At 74.7% G+C, this 15,083-nt stretch carries 15 protein-coding genes, 1 tRNA gene and 1 other RNA gene; 12 read left to right on the top strand and 5 right to left on the bottom strand.

From position 1 onward, the window contains the following. The 3 genes from ACPCUX_RS14240 to ACPCUX_RS14230 form a co-directional block, all read right to left on the bottom strand. The coding region (locus ACPCUX_RS14240) for an ABC transporter ATP-binding protein (RefSeq protein ID WP_423389020.1) at nucleotides 1-643 on the bottom strand (643 nt) is incomplete at its 3' end. Continuing rightward, nucleotides 640-1,341 (bottom strand): TetR/AcrR family transcriptional regulator, encoded by a 702-nt coding sequence (locus tag ACPCUX_RS14235; protein WP_076404487.1) that lies wholly within the window; start codon nucleotides 1,339-1,341, stop codon nucleotides 640-642. The genes ACPCUX_RS14235 and ACPCUX_RS14240, both read right to left, overlap by 4 nt. A 291-nt stretch (nucleotides 1,342-1,632) precedes the next feature. Beyond that, a tRNA-Ser gene (locus ACPCUX_RS14230) sits at nucleotides 1,633-1,718 on the bottom strand. Nucleotides 1,719-1,884: 166 nt separating this feature from the next. Between ACPCUX_RS14230 and ffs the strand changes: the two genes are divergently transcribed. From ffs to ACPCUX_RS14195, 7 genes are all read left to right on the top strand, one after another. After that, nucleotides 1,885-1,981: signal recognition particle sRNA small type (ffs, locus tag ACPCUX_RS14225), an RNA gene on the top strand. A 473-nt stretch (nucleotides 1,982-2,454) separates the two neighbouring features. After that, a complete protein-coding gene (locus ACPCUX_RS14220) occupies nucleotides 2,455-3,357 on the top strand; it encodes a MetQ/NlpA family ABC transporter substrate-binding protein (RefSeq protein ID WP_043652304.1) in 903 nt (300 codons plus the stop codon). Nucleotides 3,358-3,526: 169 nt separating this feature from the next. Beyond that, a complete protein-coding gene (locus ACPCUX_RS14215; RefSeq protein WP_167405764.1) occupies nucleotides 3,527-4,732 on the top strand; it encodes a methionine ABC transporter ATP-binding protein in 1,206 nt (401 codons plus the stop codon). Then, entirely contained in the window at nucleotides 4,732-5,394 is a 663-nt protein-coding gene (locus tag ACPCUX_RS14210; protein ID WP_021483094.1) for a methionine ABC transporter permease, read from the top strand. The genes ACPCUX_RS14215 and ACPCUX_RS14210 overlap by 1 nt, the downstream gene beginning before the upstream one ends. A gap of 78 nt (nucleotides 5,395-5,472) precedes the next feature. Continuing rightward, complete coding sequence (locus ACPCUX_RS14205) at nucleotides 5,473-8,670, top strand: DNA polymerase III subunit gamma and tau (protein WP_423389019.1); 3,198 nt, start codon at nucleotides 5,473-5,475, stop codon at nucleotides 8,668-8,670. A 117-nt stretch (nucleotides 8,671-8,787) separates the two neighbouring features. After that, nucleotides 8,788-9,387, top strand: coding sequence for a recombination mediator RecR (recR, locus tag ACPCUX_RS14200; RefSeq protein WP_021483478.1), 600 nt, complete (start codon nucleotides 8,788-8,790; stop codon nucleotides 9,385-9,387). A 15-nt stretch (nucleotides 9,388-9,402) separates the two neighbouring features. Further along, on the top strand, nucleotides 9,403-9,972 hold the full coding sequence (locus ACPCUX_RS14195; protein WP_043659926.1) for a DUF5063 domain-containing protein: 570 nt from the start codon (nucleotides 9,403-9,405) through the stop codon (nucleotides 9,970-9,972). 33 nt (nucleotides 9,973-10,005) lie between these two features. Here the strand turns inward: ACPCUX_RS14195 and ACPCUX_RS14190 are convergent, their stop codons facing one another. Both ACPCUX_RS14190 and ACPCUX_RS14185 read right to left on the bottom strand, forming a co-directional pair. Continuing rightward, the gene (locus ACPCUX_RS14190; protein WP_423389018.1) at nucleotides 10,006-10,560 is read right to left on the bottom strand and encodes an SRPBCC family protein; all 555 of its coding nucleotides are present in this window, start codon (nucleotides 10,558-10,560) and stop codon (nucleotides 10,006-10,008) included. Continuing rightward, complete coding sequence (locus tag ACPCUX_RS14185) at nucleotides 10,557-10,922, bottom strand: ArsR/SmtB family transcription factor (RefSeq protein WP_043659923.1); 366 nt, start codon at nucleotides 10,920-10,922, stop codon at nucleotides 10,557-10,559. The genes ACPCUX_RS14190 and ACPCUX_RS14185 overlap by 4 nt, the downstream gene beginning before the upstream one ends. Before the next feature lie 114 nt (nucleotides 10,923-11,036). Here ACPCUX_RS14185 and ACPCUX_RS14180 point away from each other — a divergent pair, with 114 nt between their 5' ends. The 5 genes from ACPCUX_RS14180 to ACPCUX_RS14160 all read left to right on the top strand — a co-directional run bounded on the left by ACPCUX_RS14180 (nucleotide 11,037) and on the right by ACPCUX_RS14160 (nucleotide 15,022). Further along, the gene (locus ACPCUX_RS14180; RefSeq protein WP_171468384.1) at nucleotides 11,037-11,852 is read left to right on the top strand and encodes a TSUP family transporter; all 816 of its coding nucleotides are present in this window, start codon (nucleotides 11,037-11,039) and stop codon (nucleotides 11,850-11,852) included. Between the two features lie 94 nt (nucleotides 11,853-11,946). Further along, a complete protein-coding gene (locus ACPCUX_RS14175; protein ID WP_085387297.1) occupies nucleotides 11,947-12,477 on the top strand; it encodes a histidine kinase in 531 nt (176 codons plus the stop codon). 73 nt (nucleotides 12,478-12,550) lie between these two features. Next, nucleotides 12,551-13,393 (top strand): DUF4097 family beta strand repeat-containing protein, encoded by an 843-nt coding sequence (locus ACPCUX_RS14170; protein WP_043654371.1) that lies wholly within the window; start codon nucleotides 12,551-12,553, stop codon nucleotides 13,391-13,393. A gap of 31 nt (nucleotides 13,394-13,424) precedes the next feature. Further along, the gene (locus ACPCUX_RS14165) at nucleotides 13,425-14,261 is read left to right on the top strand and encodes an ABC transporter ATP-binding protein (RefSeq protein ID WP_085387298.1); all 837 of its coding nucleotides are present in this window, start codon (nucleotides 13,425-13,427) and stop codon (nucleotides 14,259-14,261) included. Continuing rightward, nucleotides 14,258-15,022, top strand: coding sequence for an ABC transporter permease (locus ACPCUX_RS14160; protein WP_423389017.1), 765 nt, complete (start codon nucleotides 14,258-14,260; stop codon nucleotides 15,020-15,022). The genes ACPCUX_RS14165 and ACPCUX_RS14160 overlap by 4 nt, the downstream gene beginning before the upstream one ends. Nucleotides 15,023-15,083: the final 61 nt, after the last annotated feature.

The raw sequence follows: 15,083 nt of genomic DNA, 5'->3' as shown, positions 1-15,083 counted from the left end.
CGGACTGGACGGTGCGGCCGGCCCGGATGATCGTCACGGTGTCGCACAGCTTCTCGACCTCCGCGAGGATGTGGCTCGAGAGCAGCACCGACCGGCCCTCCGCCGTGACCTCGCGCACGCACTGCGTGAACACCGACTCCATGAGGGGGTCGAGGCCCGACGTCGGCTCGTCGAGCACGAGCAGCTCGACGTCGGACGCGAACGCCGCGACGAGCGCGACCTTCTGCCGGTTCCCCTTGGAGTAGGTGCGCGCCTTCTTCGACGGGTCGAGCTCGAACCGTTCGAGCAGGAGCGCCTTGCGGCGCGGGTCGACGCGCCCGCGCAGCCGGGTGAGCAGGTCGATCGCCTCGCCGCCGGTGAGGTTCGGCCACAGGCTCACGTCGCCCGGCACGTACGCGAGGCGGCGGTGCAGGTCGACGGCGTCGCGCCACGGGTCCCCGCCGAGCAGCCGGGTGGTCCCCGAGTCGGCGCGCAGCAGCCCGAGCAGCACCCGGATCGTGGTCGACTTGCCGGCGCCGTTGGGCCCGAGGAACCCGGCGACCTCGCCCGTGCGGACGGTCAGGTCGAGGCCGTCGAGCGCCTGCACGTGGCCGAACGCCTTGCGCAGGTCGTGCACCTCGACGGCGGGGGTCGTGCTCGTCATCGCGTCTCCTCCTGGTGGGTGGTGTGCCGGACGTACGCGTCGAGCAGCGTCGGCTCGACGAAGAGCCCCTCGGTGAAGACCTCGAGCGCGGGCAGCATCACGCGCTCGACGTACTCGCGGAGGTCGGTCTCGGGGTCGCGCGGCTCGGTCCGCTCGCGCAGCGCGCCGTCGACGAGGAGCGAGCCGAGGGAGAGCGAGACGAGGTACCGCGCGCGGGCGGGCTCGTCGCGGCTCGGGCGGATCACCCCGGCGGCGACGCCGTCCTCCATGTACTCGAGCGTGACCTGCGTGAGGTGCTCGACGAACGACCGTGCGAGGTCGCCGCCCGCCTGGAGGCTGCGCAGCGTGTACTCGAACACGGGCGCGTAGTCCTCGATCCCGGCGAGCTGCGTGAACAGCGCCATGGGCCCGGCCGCCGGGTCCTGCGGCGAGATCGCGTCGGTCTTCGCGGCGCGGACGGCGTCGAACACGTACGCGTCGCAGGCCCGGCGCAGCCCGTCCTTGGAGCCGAAGTGGTGCACGACGAGCGCCGCGCTCACGCCCGCGTCCGCCGCGACGGTGCGCAGCGGCGCGCCGAACCCGTCGCGCGCGAACCGCGAGATCGCGGCGTCCCGGATGCGGGCACGGGTCGTGAGGTCGTCGGTGCCCGACGGCGCGGGCGTGGCCCGACCGGTCCTCGGAGGCTGCTCTGAACGCATGTTCAATAGACTAAACACGCGTTCAACGCCTGTCCAGGGGTCCAGGGTGCTCCCAGGGTGGGTGGATGTGGCGAAGATCCGGGACTCCGGGGCTCTCCACCCCTGCCGTTCCGGGCCGGACACCCGTAGGCTGGGGGGAGCCGTCGGCGGCACCGCCGGCGCCACGTCCCGGCGCGTCGGACCGTCGGGACGTCGAGAGGCCCGTCGCACCTGTGCGACGGGCCTTTTCGGTGTGCGCTCGTACGACGACGACGAAGGGCCCGCCGCGAGTGCGGCGGGCCCTTCGGTCTGCGGAGGATGGGGGATTCGAACCCCCGAGGGCTGTTAACCCAACACGCTTTCCAAGCGTGCGCCATAGGCCACTAGGCGAATCCTCCTGGCGACGGTCAGCGACGCACAGATGTGCACCGACAGCAGCGCAACGAGGATACCGGACGGCGGCGCCCCGACCGAATCGCCTCGGGGGAGCCTGCGATCAGGCGCGCGGCGGGGCGCGCGGTGGAGCGGGTTTCGAGCGCGGCGCCGACCTGGGCTAGGCTGGGTGCAGACCCCTCGTGCGGCATCATCTCGCCGAACTCCCCCAGGGCCGGAAGGCAGCAAGGGTAGGTGAGCTCTGGTGGGTGTGCGAGGGGTCCTTTGTGTCCCCGGACCGCCCGCTCCGCCGTCGGGCCGAGTCGCCTCCACCCTGCGGCATTCGCCCCTTTTAACCCGGTCGAGACGCTTCCGTTCCCGGCATGCGATCACTTTCCGGTCCACATCGTGGACTTTCGCGGTCGGAGATTGGCGTGCGGGCCGTCGTCGTGCCCATGATGTCGGCATGACCCGTCAGCACGTCGTGACCACGACCCCGCGCGCAGCAGCCTGCGCCGGCTCGTCGTGCTGTCGCCGCGTGCGCACCGGGCGAATGTGCGGCTGCTGACGCCGTCGTGACCCGCAGGGAGACCTGCGCCGCACCCGCCGCGTCGTCCTCGACGACGACCGGCCCCCGCTCGCCGCGTGGCTGATGGCCCGCCGGAAGCACCCCGAACCCCACCGCCTCGCAGGGACCCCCTGCACCCCCGGCCGTGCCGGTCGCCACCCGTGACCGCGCCGCCGTCATCGGAAGGAACCCCCATGTCGTTCTCCACCACCCGCAAGCGCCTGACCTGGACCGCGATCGCCGCGACGGCCGCCCTGACCCTCACCGCGTGCGGTGGCGGCGACTCCTCGGGCGGCGCCTCCGGCGAGAGCGGCGACGAGGGCCCGATCCGCGTCGGCGTCGTCGGCGCGTCCGACGACAAGTGGGCCGTCTTCCAGGAGCAGGCCGAGGCCGAGGGCATCGACGTCGAGCTCGTCGACCTCCAGGACTACACGCAGGCGAACCCCGCGCTGTCCCAGGGCGAGCTCGACGTGAACCAGTTCCAGCACCTGCAGTTCCTCGCGGGCTACAACGTGGACGCGAACGACGACCTGCAGCCCATCGGCGCGACCGCCGTCTACCCGCTAGGCCTGTACTCGACGAAGCACACGTCGCTCGAGCAGATCCCCGACGGCGGCCAGGTCGCCGTGCCCAACGACCCGACGAACCTCGCCCGCGCGCTCCTCGTGCTGCAGGAGGCCGGCCTCGTCGAGCTCAAGGACGGCGGGAGCTCCATCTCCACCGAGGCCGACGTGCTGCCCAGCTCGAAGGTGACCGTCACGCCCGTCGACGCCGCGCAGACGCCGATCCAGCTCCAGTCGGTCGACGCGTCGATCATCAACAACGACTTCGTCGAGGACGCGGGCCTCTCGCCCGACGAGGCCCTCTTCCAGGACGACCCCGACTCCGACGCCGCCAAGCCCTACATCAACGTGTGGGTCGCGCGCGCCGAGGACAAGGACGACGAGACGCTGCTCAAGCTCGCCGAGCTCTCGCACTCGCCGGAGGTCGTCGAGGCCGAGAAGAAGGCGTCGGGCGGCACGGCCGTCATCAAGGAGAACTCCCCGGCGGAGCTCCAGGAGATCCTCGCGGGCATCGAGGACGACATCCGCGGCTGACCCGGCGCGTCCCGGGCGACGGGAGGGCGGGCGCGCACGACGCGCCCGCCCTCGCGCGCCGTCGTGCCGGGGAGAGACGATGGCAGGCGGACGGCTCGCCCGACGGCGGGCGCCCGACCGCGCCAGGCGGCCGGCCCTGCGGCCCGGCCTCCGACGAGAGGATTCCGACGTGACCGACGTCCCCCGCGACCCGGGTGGTGACGAGCAGCCCGCGATCGAGCTGCGCCACGTGAGCAAGACCTTCGGCGAGGGCGACGGTGCCGTGCACGCGGTCGACGACGTCTCGCTGTCCATCCGCCGCGGCGAGATCTTCGGCGTCATCGGCTACTCCGGCGCCGGGAAGTCGACGCTCGTGCGGCTCGTCAACGCGCTGGAGACGGTGACGAGCGGCGAGGTCGTCGTCGACGGGCAGGTCATCACGGGCCTGTCCGAGCGCCGCGTGCGCGAGGTGCGCTCGCGCATCGGGATGGTGTTCCAGCAGTTCAACCTGCTGTCGTCCCGCACCGTCGCGGGGAACGTGGCCTACCCGCTCAAGGTGGCGGGCTGGTCGCGCGAGAAGCGCGCGGCGCGCGTCGCCGAGCTCCTCGCGTTCGTCGGGCTCGCCGACAAGGCGAAGGCGTACCCGCGCCAGCTCTCGGGCGGGCAGAAGCAGCGCGTCGGGATCGCCCGCGCGCTCGCGGCGCAGCCCACGATCCTCCTCGCCGACGAGGCGACCTCCGCGCTCGACCCCGAGACGACGCGCGAGGTCCTCGCGCTCCTGCGGCGCGTCAACGCCGAGCTCGGCATCACCATCGTCGTCATCACGCACGAGATGGAGGTCGTGCGCTCGACGTGCCACCGCGTCGCCGTGATGGAGCACGGGCGGGTCGTCGAGACGGGCGACGTGTACGACGTCTTCTCCGCGCCCCGCGCCGACGCCGCGCAGCGGTTCGTCGGCACCGCCCTGCACGACCGGCCGTCGCGCGAGACGCTCGCCCGCCTGCGCGAGCGCCACCCGGGCCGCCTCGTGACGGTCGGCGTCCGCGAGGGCGCGAGCACCGGGACGGACCTGTTCCGCCTGCTGCGCGAGCACGACGTCGACGGGTCCGTCGTCTACGGCGGCATCTCCGAGGTGGGCGAGCGGCCGTTCGGGTCGCTCACGGTCGAGCTCGACGCGCCCGAGGACCGCATCGCACCGTTCCTCCTCGCGCTGGGCGAGCGCGCCGACGTCGTCGACCTCGGGACGGCGGAGCACCCGCTCGACGACCCGCGCGTCGCGCGCCTCGCCGCGGCTCCGGCCGACGAGGACGCCCCCGACCCCGACGACGACCCGGGCGACCCGTACGGTCTCGCCCGCGACACCCTCTTCCGCCACGGCAACCTCGGAGGCCGCTGATGAACCGCGACTGGTCCCAGCTGTGGCCGATCCTCGTCGAGTCGTTCGGCCAGACGCTCCAGATGGTGTCCGTCGCCCTGCTCACGGGCGGCGTCGCGGGCCTCGCGCTCGGCATCGCGCTCTACGTGACGCGGCGCGGCAACCTGCTCGCCAACCGCTGGGTGTTCGGCGTGCTCAACGTGCTCGTCAACATCGTGCGGCCGATCCCGTTCATCATCTTCGTCACGCTGCTCGGGCCGGTGACGCTCCAGGTGGTCGGGACGACGCTCGGCACGGAAGCGTTCATCTTCCCGCTGTCGGTGATGACGGCGTTCGGCACGAGCCGCATCGTCGAGCAGAACCTCGTGGGCATCGACCCGGGCGTGATCGAGGCGGCGCGCGCCATGGGCGCGTCGTCGTGGCGCATCATCACGACGGTGCTCGTGCCCGAGGCGCTCGCGCCGCTCATCCTCGGCTACACGTTCCTCTTCATCGCGGTGCTCGACATGTCGGCGATCGCCGGGATCATCGGCGGCGGCGGGCTGGGGAACTTCGCGATCGTCTACGGCTACCAGCGCTACAACTGGGGCGTCGTGGTCGTGACGGTGCTCGTCATCATCGCGATCGTGCAGGTCGCGCAGCTGCTGGGCAACTGGCTCGCGCGCAAGGCGCTGCACCGCTGACGCGGCCGGGCCGGGACCGGCGGGACCGACGGCGGAGCGACCTCGTGCGTGTGGGTCGCGACGTCTAGAGTGACCGGGGTGAGCACCGCCCTGTACCGCCGCTACCGGCCCGAAACCTTCGCCGAGGTGATCGGTCAGGACCACGTGACCGCACCGCTCATGCAGGCGTTGCGCAGCGGTCGGGTGAATCACGCCTATCTCTTCTCCGGGCCCCGAGGGTGCGGCAAGACGACGAGCGCGCGCATCCTCGCGCGCACGCTCAACTGCGAGCGGAACACCCCCGAGAGCCCGCTGGACACGCCGTGCGGGCAGTGCCCGTCGTGCGTCGAGCTGGCGCGCGGCGGCCCCGGCAGCCTCGACGTGGTCGAGATCGACGCGGCGTCGCACAACGGCGTGGACGACGCGCGCGAGCTGCGCGAGCGCGCCGCGTTCGCCCCCGCGCGCGACCGGTACAAGATCTTCATCCTCGACGAGGCGCACATGGTGACGCCGCAGGGCTTCAACGCGCTGCTCAAGCTCGTCGAGGAGCCGCCGGAGCACGTGAAGTTCGTCTTCGCGACGACGGAGCCGGACAAGGTCATCGGCACCATCCGCTCGCGCACGCACCACTACCCCTTCCGCCTCGTCCCGCCGGACGTGCTCGGCCCCTACCTCGAGGAGCTGTGCGCGGCCGAGGGCGTGTCGATCGGCAGCGGCGTGGTCCCGCTCGTCACGCGCGCGGGCGGCGGCTCGGTCCGTGACTCGCTGTCCGTCATGGACCAGCTCATCGCGGGTGCCGAGGACGGCGCCGTCGAGTACGAGCGCGCGGTCGCGCTCCTCGGCTTCACGCACGCGACCCTGCTCGACGACGTCGTGGACGCGCTCGCCGCGCGCGACGGCGCGAGCATCTTCCGGGTCGTGGACCACGTCATCGCGACGGGGCACGAGCCGCGGCGCTTCGTCGAGGACGTGCTGGAGCGCCTGCGCGACCTCATCGTCATCGCGGTGTCGGGCGACGAGGCGCAGGCCGTCCTGCGCGACCAGCCCGCCGACCAGCTCGAGCGCATGCGCACGCAGGCGCAGCACCTCGGGGTGGCCGAGCTGTCCCGGGCCGCCGACCTCGTCAACGCCGCGCTCACCGAGATGACGGGCGCGACGTCGCCCCGCCTGCACCTCGAGCTCCTCATGGCCCGCCTGCTCCTGCCCGGAGCGGACGACGGCGCGGCCGGGTTCGCGGCGCGCCTCGACCGGCTCGAGCGTGGGGGCCTGGGCAACGTCGTGGTCCCCCCGGCCGCGGGGACGCCCGCCCCGGGCGACGGCGCCACGGCCACCGCGACGGCCCCGGCTGCTGCTCCGGCCGGCGCGCCCTCCTCGGGCCTCACCGGTGCCGCTGCCGTCCGCGCGGCGCTCCGGCCCGCGCGACCGGGTCAGCCCGCCGCGGCACCCGCAGCCGCGCCTGCCGCGCAGGACCCGACGCCGGTCGGGCGCGTCGCGGCTCCCGCCGCGCCGGAGCAGGACCGGCCGTCAGGCGACGCCTCCGCGTCGCCTGCCGTCGCATCGCCCGCCGCCGCGTCGCCCGATTCCGCATCACCCAGTGCCGCGTCGCGCGCGGCCGACGGTGCGGGGTCGTCGGCGGTCGACAGCGCCGGGTCGGCCGTCGGGTCGTCCGCTCCCACGCACTCGTCCGCGCCGCGCGAGGAGACCGCGCCTGCCGAGGCGTCCGCCCCCGAGCGGACCGGTCCCGCGTCCGGTGCGGCGAGCGCCCCGCCCCGTACCGCGCCCGACGCGGCGTCGGGCGCCGTGCCCGGCACGACGTCCGTCGCGGAGTCCGAGGCCTCGGACGACCGCGCCCGCGCGACCGCTGCCTCTGCTGCCTCGGCGGACGCTCCCTCCCGCGCCCCCGAGGCACCGCACCCCGAGGCACCGCACCACGAGGCCTCGCGCCACGAGACGTCCCGCGAGGAGGCGCCGCACGAGGAGACCCCGCGGCCGTCGACGCCGCGCGAGGCGGCTCCCCGGCAGGAGGCGGCTGCGTCGTCTGCTCTGGCGGCGGGTGGCGCGAGCCCTGCCCTGACGACGGAGGAGCTGCGGCGGCGCTGGCCGGAGGTCCTCGAGAACCTGCGTGCGAGCCCCGTGACGTGGTCGCTGGTGAGCGCCAACGCGCAGGTCGCGGAGCTCGGCGCCGACGTGCTCTACCTCGCCTTCCCGTCGCCCGGGCTGGCCCGGACGTTCTCGTCGTCCCGGCACACGAGCGCGGTCCAGGACGTCGTCTACCAGACGCTCGGGCTCCAGGTCCGCGTCGAGCCGCGCCTCGACGAGGGTGGCCAGGCGGGCGGCGGCTCGGCACCGTCGTCCGGCCCTGCACCGGTGTCGCCCGTGCCGTCCGCCGGCCCCGCGCCGTCGGGCGCTGCGTCGCCCGTCGCCACGTCGTCCGGCCCGGCGGCGAGCGCCCCGACGGCAGCGGCTCCCGCCGCGTCCGGCCCCGCGGGGTCCGCCTCGGCGGGCGCCGGGGCTGCCGCCCTCCACGGCTCGGGCGGCGCGCAGGCAGGAGTGCCGGTCGCGACCGTCGCGGCGCCGGGCGCGCCCGGCGCCGCCCGCTCCGCGAGCGCCTCCCGCCCGGCGGACGAGGCCGCGGCGGCGCACGAGACCCCGCGCGCCGCCGTCGCGCTCCAGGAGCGACCGAGCACCGAGGCCGCACCCGCCGCGCCGTCGGCCGGCTCGACCGTTGTCGACGCCGCCGACGAGGCCTGGCTCGCGGGGGCGTCGGTCCCGGCGTCCGCGCCGGCGCCCGCACCGCGCGCGGACAGCGCGGACGAGGCGTGGCTCGCGGGGCTGCCCGCGGAGCCGCCCGCCGACCTCGACGACGGCCCCGAGCCGGAGCCCGTGCTCGAACCGGCCCCGCCGACCACCCCGACCTCCACGCAGGCCCCCGCCCGCACCGCGCCGTCCGCCGCCCCCGCGCCGACGGCGCCGGGACGGCCGCCCGCCGCGTCGCCCGCGGCCTCGCCGCAGGGGGCGCCCGCCCGCCCGGCGGCCCCCGCCGCACCGGCGTCCGCAGCCACGTCGGCCGCACCGTTGCGGGGCGTCTCCGCCGCGCGCGCGGCGATCGCGGCGGCCCGCGTCCCGCGGCCCGCCGAGGAGCCCGTGCGACGGGGCGAACCGTCCTCGGCCGACCCGATGGACGACCTCCCGTCCGCGGACGACCCCGACATCGTCTCGACGGGCCTCGTCGGGACCGCGCTCGTGGTGAGCCTGCTCGACGGCAAGATCATCGAGGAGATCCACGACCAGGGCTGACGCTCCCCGAGACAGGAGCCTGGTGGCCGGGGGAGGTCCTCGACCCGGCGACGATCGGCGGCCGCGACGGCGGCGGGCCCGGTCCGCCGTGTGGGCCGCGCCCCGTAGGCTGGGGGCGTGTACGAAGGCGCTGTCCAGGACCTGATCGACGAGCTCGGCCGACTCCCCGGCGTCGGGCCCAAGAGCGCGCAGCGCATCGCGTTCCACCTGCTCGCCGCCGACGCGGTGGACGTGCGCCGGCTCGCCGACGCGCTCACCGAGGTGAAGGCGCGCGTCCGCTTCTGCGAGACGTGCGGCAACGTCGCGGAGTCGGAGCAGTGCCGCATCTGTGCGGACCCGCGCCGCTCGCCCGAGGTGATCTGCGTCGTCGAGGAGCCCAAGGACGTCGTCGCGATCGAGCGCACGCGCGAGTTCCGCGGCCGGTACCACGTGCTCGGCGGCGCCATCAACCCGATCGAGAACGTCGGGCCGGGCGACCTGCGGATCGCGGAGCTCATGAGCCGGCTCGCGGACGGTCAGGTGACCGAGGTGATCCTCGCGACCGACCCGAACGTCGAGGGCGAGGCCACCGCGACCTACCTCGCGCGCATGCTCGGCCCCATGGGCCTGCGCGTGACCCGCCTCGCGTCGGGGCTCCCGGTCGGTGGAGACTTGGAGTACGCGGACGAGGTGACGCTCGGCCGGGCGTTCGAGGGCCGCCGCCTCGTCGGCGGCTGACGGGAGGTGACGAGCATGGGGGAGATCCACAACGACCCCGACCTGCGGGAGATCGCCGAGGGCATGGCGGAGCAGGCCCGCGCCTACCTCACCACGACGACGCAGGTCGCGTCCGGCGCGGCCCCCGGCGCCGTGCTGCCGCTCCTGCTCCTCGCGCTGTCCGACGCGCTCGCCGCGGGCGCCCGCCTGGGGGCCGTGGGCGACGTCGTGCCGGTCGAGCGCTTCGAGCCCGACGCCGGCCGCGACACGGACGTCGACCCGCTGCGGACGGCGCTCGCGCGGCTCTTCGACGGGTTCGACGACTACGCCGAGATCACCGACCCGCTCGTCGGCGCCGAGGTCGGCGCGGCGTCGCTCTCGGGCGACCTGGCGTGCGTGGCCGAGTGCCTCGCGAAGGGCCTGCAGCACTACGACGGCGGCCGCGAGCTCGAGGGCCTGTGGTGGTGGCAGTTCTCCTACGTCTCCCTGTGGGGGGAGCGCGCCGCGAGCGCGCTGCGCGTCCTGCAGCTCGCGCTCGCGCACCTGCGTCTCGACGTCGAGGACGACGTCGCGACCGAGGCGGAGTACGACGCCCTCCAGTCCTGAGCCGTCGGTCCCGGCGCCGCGGGCGTCCCGCGGTCAGCCGGCGTCGGCCGCCCGGCCGTAGTGGTCCGCCAGCCCGGCGAGGTACGGCTCCCACGGCACGGTGGCGGCGTCGCGCCCCTCGCGCACGGCGACGAGCCGGTCGAGGTAGTACTCCCACCCGGGCCCCACGTTCCGCGCGTCGTCGCCGGGGCCGAGGAGCTGGCGGAAGGTCAGCGTCGTGACGCCGTCCTGCTCGGTGAGCTCGAAGGACAGGTGCCACGTCTGGTCGCCCGAGGACGTCACCCCGGCGAAGCGGTGCGGCGGCTCGCACCGGGTGATGCGGTACTCCTCGGGATCGGGGTCGTCGCTCTCGGCCGTCATGAAGAACTCGACGCGGCCGGTCGCGGGGTCGCCCTCCCAGTAGCCGATCCACCGCGCGAGCCGGCCGGGCTCCGTGAGGCTCGCCCACACGTCGTCGGCCGGCGCGCGGAACGTCCGCGTGACGACGAGCTCGTCGCCCGCGGGGCCGCGCTCCACCGTCCCGCCGGGTGTCGGCAGACCGGGTGCTGGCGGGACGGGCGCTGCCGATGGGGTCGTCGGGTCGCTCATGCGCTCTCCTCGTGCCGGGTCGTGCCGCGCTCGGCACGACGTTCTCGGGTCGTGCGGCGGACCTCGAGGTCGAGGCCGTCGAGCGCCCGCGCCGGGACGGGCGGGGCGGGTCTGGTGAGCGCCGCGACGAACGCGGCGAGGGGGTCGAGCGCGGCGGGCCGCAGCGAGTAGACGCGACGGCGTCCCGCGACGACGGCCTCCACGAGCCCCGCCTCGCGCAGCACGCGCAGGTGGCGGCTCACGGCCGGGCGGGAGACGTCGTCGCGCACGCGCGCGAGGTCGCCCGCGCTGAGCGACCCCGCCCGCAGCGCGCGGAGCAGGTCGCGGCGCACGTCGTCGGCGACGGCCTCGAATACGTCCATCCGTCAAGCGTAACCGCACGGTTACGCATAGGGAAGGGTCGTGGCGTCCTCCGTGCCGCGAACCGGACGTGGACCCGGCCCGGGCGCGCCCCGTGGGCGTGGTACCACTGGGGGGTGCTTCCCGCCCTCTCCCTCCCGGTCTCCGGCGGGCTCGAGATCGACGGCGTGACCGTCCTCCTGCTCGTCCTCGCCGCGCTCACGGCGGGGTGGATCGACGCCGTCGTGGGCGGGGGCGGGCTCGTCCAGCTCCCGGCGCTCCTCCTGGTCCCGGGCATCAGCCCCGTCCAGGCGCTCGCGACGAACAAGCTCGCGAGCATCATGGGGACGTCGGTGAGCGCCGCGACGTACTACCGGCGCGTCGGGCCGGACCTGCGCACCGCGGGGCCCATGGCGCTCGCGGCGCTCGTGGGCGCCGTCGGGGGAGCGGCGCTCGCGTCGCGCATCCCGGCCGACCTGTTCAAGCCGATCATCCTCGTGGTGCTCGTCGGCGTCGCGGCCTACACGATCGCGAAGCCGAAGCTCGGGCACACGACGAACCTGCGCTGGGAGGGCAACGGCCACCGCTGGGCCGCGGCCGGGATCGGCCTCGTCATCGGCACCTACGACGGCCTGCTCGGCCCGGGCACGGGGACGTTCTTCGTCATCGCGCTCGTGAGCATCCTCGGGTACGCGTTCCTGCCGGCGTCGGCGCTCGCGAAGATCGCGAACTTCGCCACGAACGCCGGCGCGCTGATCTTCTTCGTGCCGTACGGCGCGGTGCTGTGGGGGCTGGGCCTCGTCATGGGCGCGGCCAACCTGCTCGGGGCGTACGTGGGCGCCCGGATGGCGGTCGCCAAGGGCAGCGCGTTCGTGCGCGTGGTGTTCGTGGTCGTCGTCGGCGCGCTCATCGTCAAGCTCGGGTACGACGTCGTCCACGACCTCACGGCCTGAGATCTCGGCGCATCGCGGCCGGTGTCATCCGTGGTGTCAACGTATTGTCATCAAGGGGTTGCGGTGACACCACGAGTGGTGCCATGATGGCGTCATGGACCTCACCCCGTACGTCGACGACCTCCAGGACCGCCTCGCCGCTGCCGCGGACGCCGCCGGTGACGACGGCCGTCGGCTCGCCGAGCGCCTGACGGCTCCGCTGGACGCGGCCGTGCGCCTCGTCCTCCTCGACGCGCTCTCCGCCGCGGCGGGGGAGATCTCCGCGGAGCTCGCCCCCGGGTCGGTGGACGTGCGGCTGCGCGGCGGTGCCCCCGAGTTCGTGGTCGCCGTCCCCGCCGTCGCGCCCGCCCCGCCCGAGGCGCTCGTCCCGGCGAGCGCCCCGACCGCGCCGGCCGGCCCCGCGGCGGCCGACGTCGAGGCGGGGGCCACGACCCGCACGACCCTGCGCCTGCCCGACCACCTCAAGACGCAGGCCGAGACCGCCGCCGCGCGCGACGGCGTCTCCGTCAACACGTGGCTCGTGCGCGCGGTCGCCGCGGCGCTCGAGCAGTCCACCGGGCGCCCCGCCGCGCAGGCCCGCCCGCAGCAACGCGGCTCCGCCCGCGTCACCGGCTGGGTGCGCTGACCCCCACGGTCCCCGCCCCCGCCTCCTCCGACCGCACCTGACACCACCACGACACCACTCCTGGAGCTTCGTCATGCCCACTTTTCCTGCCCCTCAGCCCCTGCCCGTCGTCGTCGACGTGCCGTTCGCCCAGCTGCACGTGGTCGCCGGGGACCGCGACGACGTCGTCGTCACGGTCCTGCCGACCGACCCCGCGAAGTCCGGCAGCGTCCGCGCCGCCGAGGCGGTCCGCGTCGACGGCGACGGCAGCGCCCTGACGATCTCCTACCCCGGGTCGTGGAAGCAGTACGTGCTGCCGTTCGCGTCCGGCACCGCCGACATCACCGTCGAGCTGCCCGCGGGCTCCGACGTGCGCGGCAAGGCGGGCTCGCTCTACGCCGAGGGCAGGCTCGGCACCGTCGAGATGGCGCTCTCCGCCGGGGACGCCCGCGTCGAGGACGTCGACCGGCTCGACGTCAAGGCCTCGGCGGGCTCCGTGGCGGCGCGCCGCGTGCGGGGCTCGCTGGACGCCCGCGTCAGCGCCGGGTCGGTCCGCGTCGAGGAGGTCCGTGGCGAGGGCACCATCAAGGCGACCAACGGCACGACGACGGTCGGCGCCGTCACCGGCTCGCTCGCCGTGCACGGCGCGCACGGCGACATCGCGGTGGCGCGCGTGAGCGGCACGCTCACGGCCAAGTCCGCGCACGCCGGCATCCGGGTCGAGCGCCTGGACTCCGGGAGCGTCACCCTCGCGACGTCGTACGGCTCGATCGAGGTGGGCGTGCCCGAGGGCACCGCCGCGTTCCTCGACGCGAGCTCCGAGCACGGCAGCGTGCGCAACCACCTCACGCCCACGGAGGGCCCCGTCGAGGACGAGGCCACCGCGGAGATCCACGCCAGCACCGGGTTCGGCGACGTCGTCGTCCGCCGGCCCTGAACCCACCAACCTCAGGATCGGAGATCCGCAGATGTCTGCTGACCAGACCCTCGCCCCGGCCGTCCGGGTACGAGGCATCGAGAAGTCGTACGGCGACCTGCGCGTGCTGCGCGGTGTCGACCTCGAGGTGGCGCGCGGGAGCATCGTCGCGCTGCTCGGGTCCAACGGTGCGGGCAAGACGACGCTCGTGCGGATCCTGTCCACCCTGCTCGCGCCGGACGCGGGGACCGCGGCCGTCGACGGGCACGACGTCGTCGCCCAGCCCGGGCAGGTGCGCGAGTCCATCTCGCTGACGGGGCAGTTCGCCGCGGTCGACGAGGTGCTCACCGGGCGGGAGAACCTCGTCCTCGTCGCCCGCCTGCGGCACCTGGCCGACCCGGGCCGCGTCGCGGACGACCTGCTCGCCCGGTTCGCCCTCACCGACGCCGGGGCCCGCCGCGCCGGGACCTACTCGGGCGGGATGCGGCGCCGGCTGGACATCGCCATGAGCCTCGTCGGCGACCCGTCCGTCATCTTCCTCGACGAGCCGACGACGGGCCTCGACCCGCAGGCCCGCAACGAGGTCTGGGCCACGGTGCGCGAGCTGGCCCGGGGTGGCACGACCGTGCTGCTCACCACGCAGTACCTCGACGAGGCCGAGCAGCTCGCCGACCGGATCGCGATCCTGCACCGGGGGACGATCATCCAGAACGGCACCCTGGCCGAGCTCAAGGCCCTGCTGCCCCCGGCGACCGTCGAGTACGTCGAGAAGCAGCCCTCCCTCGAGGACGTGTTCCTCGCGCTCGTCGGCGACGCCGGCGACAGCGCCCCCACCGCGGACCGGACGAGCGTCGACGGCGCCCGCCCGGCAGGAGAGGAAGCCCGATGACCACCCACGCCCTGGCCGACACCCGAGCCCTCACGGGCCGCTCGCTGCGCCACGTCCTGCGCAGCCCCGACACGATCATCACGACCGCCGTGACCCCGATCGCGCTCATGCTCCTGTTCGTCTACGTGCTCGGCGGCGCGATCGACACCGGCAGCGGCGGGTCGTACGTCGACTACCTGCTGCCCGGCATCCTGCTCATCACCGTCGCGTCGGGCGTCGCGTACACGTCCTACCGCCTGTTCCTCGACCTGCAGGGCGGCATCGTCGAGCGCTTCCGGTCCATGCCCGTCGCCCGGTCCAGCGTCCTGTGGGCGCACGTGCTCACGTCGCTCGTGGCGAACCTCGTCTCCGTGACGATCGTCGTCGGCGTGGCGCTCCTCATGGGGTTCCGCACCGGGGCGTCGGTGGGCGCGTGGCTCGCGGTGCTGGGCATCCTCGTCCTCTTCACGCTCGCCCTGACATGGCTCGCGGTGGTCGCCGGGCTCTCGGCCAAGACGGTCGACGGCGCGTCGGCCTTCAGCTACCCGTTGATCTTCCTGCCGTTCATCAGCTCCGCGTTCGTCCCCACGGACACCATGCCGGGCCCGGTCGCGTGGTTCGCCGAGAACCAGCCCGTCACCGCGATCGTCGACACCCTACGGTCGCTCTTCGCCGGCCAGCCCGTCGGGAGCGACATCTGGGTAGCGCTCGCGTGGCTCGTGGGCATCCTCGTCCTTGCCTATGCGTGGGCGACGGCGATCTACCGGCGCCGCGTCGGCTGACGACCGCCGGGGACCGACGCCCGAGGGTCGCGAGCGGGAGACCGCGCGCGGCCCCTCGGGC

The sequence above is a fragment of the Cellulosimicrobium sp. AB352 genome, assembly GCF_049538415.1.
Taxonomy (GTDB): domain Bacteria; phylum Actinomycetota; class Actinomycetes; order Actinomycetales; family Cellulomonadaceae; genus Cellulosimicrobium; species Cellulosimicrobium funkei.
The sequence above is the reverse complement of the archived record's forward strand: the minus strand, read 5'-3'. Positions and strand labels throughout refer to the sequence as shown.